The following is a 3,158-nucleotide window of genomic DNA, read 5'->3' on the forward strand; positions in this document are numbered from 1 at the left end:
GTGCGGGCTCCGGCGCGGCCGGCTTCAACCGGACCGGCTGGCCGGCGACCACCAGCACCACGGCGTCGCAGGCGTCGGCGACGGCCCGGTTGACCGCGCCGAGCGCGTCGGTGAACGCCCGGCCCAGCGGCGTGGTGGGCACCAGGGAGAGCCCGACCTCGGGACTGACCAGCACCAGCCGTGCCGGGCAGTCCCGGACGGCGGCGGCCAGCTCGGCGACGGTGACGGTGTCGTCGGCCGGCTGGTGGGCCGGGTCGAGCAGCACCGTGACCCAGCCGCCGAGGTCGTCGACGAGCAACGTCTCGTCCGGCCGGGCGTGGGCGATCACGTCGGCCAGTCGACGCGGATCGTCCGCCGTCTCCTCGGTGCTCCAGGTCTCCGGCCGGCGCTCCCGGTGCGCGGCGATCCGTGCCGCCCACTCCGCGTCGTCGTCGCCTCCGCCGGCGGCGGTGGCCACGTACCGGACCGAGACCGCGTCGGCCACCAGGGCCTCGGCGAACTCCGACTTGCCGGAGCGGATGCCGCCGAGCACCAGGAGCGTGTTCCACCCGTCTAGGGACATGGCTCGTACCTTAACGGCCGGCCGGGCGGGAGCGGCATCGCAGGGCCACGCTCCCGCGCCAGCTCACCGAGGCTCGGGGGACTGGTACATGTAGTCGTTGGGGTTCACGTCCGCCGGCTTCGGGTCCTCCTGCCAGGCACCCTCGCCGGGACGGGCGACCAGGGCGTCGACCAGTTCCTCCCGGTCCATCTCCCGTGCGCCCTGGATACCGCCGCGTACCGCCATGTCGCGAAGCTGTGCCGTGTCCATCTCCGGGATGGGTGTCGTCATCGTCGCCTCCTGAAGATCCGGTTCCTCCGGAGATACCCGGCCCGGCGACGGTCAACCACGGTGCCGACCGCGCACCGCGACGCCCCCGATCGACGCCCGTGGCCGGGCGGTCGACCGTGCGGTGCGACTACGCTGGCGGAGGTCCCGTCCCCACGGGACATCAGCGGCGAGGGGAGACGCGCACATGGCGTGGAGCTGGCGGTACGAGGGCGCGAACGGCGAGTCGGTCGACGGGCCGGGGGAGTCGTTCGGCAGCCAGGCGGACGCCGAGTCCTGGATCGGCCAGACCTGGCGGGAGCTCGCGGCGTCCGGCGTCACCTCGGTCGCGTTGCTGGAGGACGACCGGGTGGACTACCGGATGAGCCTGCAACCTCCGGCGGAGTGATGCCGCCGCGGGACTCCGAGCCGCTGGTGCTGGGGGTACCCCGGGCCGCGTTCCGGCCCAGCCCGGTGTTCCTCGCACTGGTCGCGTTGCTGGTCACCAGCGCGTTGCTGACCTGGCACGGCGTGGGCAACGTCCGCGTCGCCGTGTTCGGCTTCGTGGTCACCGGCTGGCTGGTCTCGCTCTGCCTGCACGAGTACGCTCACGCCGTGGTCGCGTACCGGTTCGGTGACCGGGGGGTGGCCCACCGCGGCTACCTGACGCTCAACCCGCTCAAGTACAGCCACCCGTTGCTCTCCATCGCGCTGCCGGTGGCGGTGGTGCTGCTCGGCGGCATCGGACTGCCCGGCGGTGCGGTCTGGGTGGACCGGCACGTGATCACCGGCCGACTGCGGCACACCCTGGTCAGCCTCGCCGGTCCGGTCACCAACGTGGTGTTCGCGCTGGTGCTGGTGGCGGTGCTGCGTCTCGGCTCGTCGGGCGGCGGGCCGGTGGAGTTCTGGGCCGCCGTCGCCCTGCTCGCCTTCCTCCAGGTCACCGCCAGCCTGCTCAACCTGCTCCCGGTGCCCGGGCTCGACGGCGGCAACATGATCCAGCCGTGGCTGAGCCCGCCCTACCGGCGGATGTACGACCTCTTCGCGCCGTACGGCTTCATCCTGCTGTTCGCGCTGCTGTGGAATCCGACGATCGGCGGCTGGTTCTTCGACGCGGTCTTCGCCATCGGTGACGTCCTGGGCCTGCCGCCCCGGCTCTACGCCACCGGCCTGGACCTGGTCCGTTTCTGGCAGAGCTGAACCGCCGTCCCCGGCCGGGGCACGTGCCCGCCTCGGCCGGGGACGGGCCGGGTCAGGGCCGCTCGGCCGGCGACTCGGTACGCGCCGGGTCCCGCTCGGTGACCGGCTCGACGATCTCGTCGATCGCCTTGAGCAGACCGGCGTCGAGCTTCACCCCGGCCGCCTTCACGGTGTCGTGCACCTGCTCGGGGCGGGACGCGCCGACGATCGCCGAGGAGACGTTCGGGTTCTGCAGCACCCAGGCCACGGCGAGCTGGGCCATGGTCAGGCCGGCCTGGTCGGCCAGCGGCCGGAGCTGCTGCACCCGGGTCAGCACGTCGTCGGTGAGCCACTTGGCGATGAATCCGGCGCCGGACTTCTCGTCGGTGGCCCGGGAACCGGCGGGCGGCGGCTGGCCGGGGAGGTACTTGCCGGTGAGGACGCCCTGCGCCATCGGCGACCAGACGATCTGACCGATGCCCAGCTCCTCGGAGGTCGGCACGACCTCGCTCTCGATGACCCGCCAGAGCATCGAGTACTGCGGCTGGCTGGAGACCAGCGGGATGCGCAGCTCCCGGGCGAGGGCGTGGGCCTCGCGGATCTGCGACGCCTTCCACTCGGAGACCCCGATGTAGTGCGCCTTGCCGGAGTGCACGACGTCGGCGAACGCCTCCATCGTCTCTTCCAGCGGCGTGCTGTAGTCGTACCGGTGGGCCTGGTAGAGGTCGACGTAGTCGGTCCGCAACCGGCGCAGTGACCCGTTGATCGACTCCATGATGTGCTTGCGGGACAGGCCCCGGTCGTTGCGGCCCGGACCGGTGGGCCAGTACACCTTGGTGAAGATCTCCAGGCCCTCGCGCCGCTCCTGCTCCAGCGCCCGGCCGAGGACGTCCTCGGCGCGGGTGCCGGCGTACACGTCGGCGGTGTCGAAGGTGGTGATGCCGGCGTCGAGGGCGGCTCGGACGCAGGCGAACGCCGCGTCCTCCTCGACCTGCGAGCCATGGGTGATCCAGTTGCCGTACGAGATCTCGCTGACCATCAGGCCGGAGCGGCCCAGGTGTCGGAATTCCATGCCACGACCCTAGCCCCACCGGGGGTACGAACGGCCAGGGCGATCCTGGACGCATCGGTCGGCGTGGCCGCCCGGGGCGGCGACGCCGCAGGCCGGTAC

At 72.4% G+C, this 3,158-nt stretch carries 5 protein-coding genes; 2 read left to right on the forward strand and 3 right to left on the reverse strand.

Annotation, left to right across the window (positions count from 1 at the left end; all coding sequences use genetic code 11):
- Positions 1-562, reverse strand: a 562-nt coding sequence (gene cobU / locus EYA84_RS29565) for a bifunctional adenosylcobinamide kinase/adenosylcobinamide-phosphate guanylyltransferase (RefSeq protein ID WP_131057365.1), incomplete at its 3' end; no start/stop codon positions are given.
- Positions 563-625: 63 nt separating this feature from the next.
- Positions 626-832, reverse strand: a complete 207-nt coding sequence (locus tag EYA84_RS29570) for a hypothetical protein (RefSeq protein WP_131057367.1) — start codon at positions 830-832, stop codon at positions 626-628.
- A 184-nt stretch (positions 833-1,016) separates the two neighbouring features.
- Between EYA84_RS29570 and EYA84_RS29575 the strand changes: the two genes are divergently transcribed.
- Together EYA84_RS29575 and EYA84_RS29580 are read left to right on the forward strand one after the other, a co-directional pair.
- Complete coding sequence (locus EYA84_RS29575) at positions 1,017-1,217, forward strand: hypothetical protein (RefSeq protein WP_131057369.1); 201 nt, start codon at positions 1,017-1,019, stop codon at positions 1,215-1,217.
- Positions 1,217-2,008: a site-2 protease family protein gene (locus tag EYA84_RS29580; protein ID WP_131057371.1), complete on the forward strand. Its 792-nt coding sequence runs from the start codon at positions 1,217-1,219 to the stop codon at positions 2,006-2,008. Before EYA84_RS29575 ends, EYA84_RS29580 begins: the two co-directional genes overlap by 1 nt.
- 52 nt (positions 2,009-2,060) lie before the next feature.
- On the opposite strand, the gene EYA84_RS29585 is transcribed toward EYA84_RS29580, so the two are convergent.
- Positions 2,061-3,059, reverse strand: a complete 999-nt coding sequence (locus EYA84_RS29585; RefSeq protein ID WP_131057373.1) for an aldo/keto reductase family protein — start codon at positions 3,057-3,059, stop codon at positions 2,061-2,063.
- Positions 3,060-3,158 lie beyond the last annotated feature (99 nt).

Source organism: Verrucosispora sp. SN26_14.1, from assembly GCF_004307965.1.
In the GTDB taxonomy this organism is placed as follows: domain Bacteria; phylum Actinomycetota; class Actinomycetes; order Mycobacteriales; family Micromonosporaceae; genus Micromonospora.

What these genes read in the sequence shown, in the direction of transcription:
- EYA84_RS29580 (WP_131057371.1), top strand. Translation starts at nt 1,217, where the DNA reads ATGCCGCCGCGGGACTCCGAGCCGCTGGTGCTGGGGGTACCCCGGGCC.
- EYA84_RS29575 (WP_131057369.1), top strand. Translation starts at nt 1,017, where the DNA reads ATGGCGTGGAGCTGGCGGTACGAGGGCGCGAACGGCGAGTCGGTCGAC.
- EYA84_RS29585 (WP_131057373.1), bottom strand. Translation starts at nt 3,059, where the DNA reads ATGGAATTCCGACACCTGGGCCGCTCCGGCCTGATGGTCAGCGAGATC.
- EYA84_RS29570 (WP_131057367.1), bottom strand. Translation starts at nt 832, where the DNA reads ATGACGACACCCATCCCGGAGATGGACACGGCACAGCTTCGCGACATG.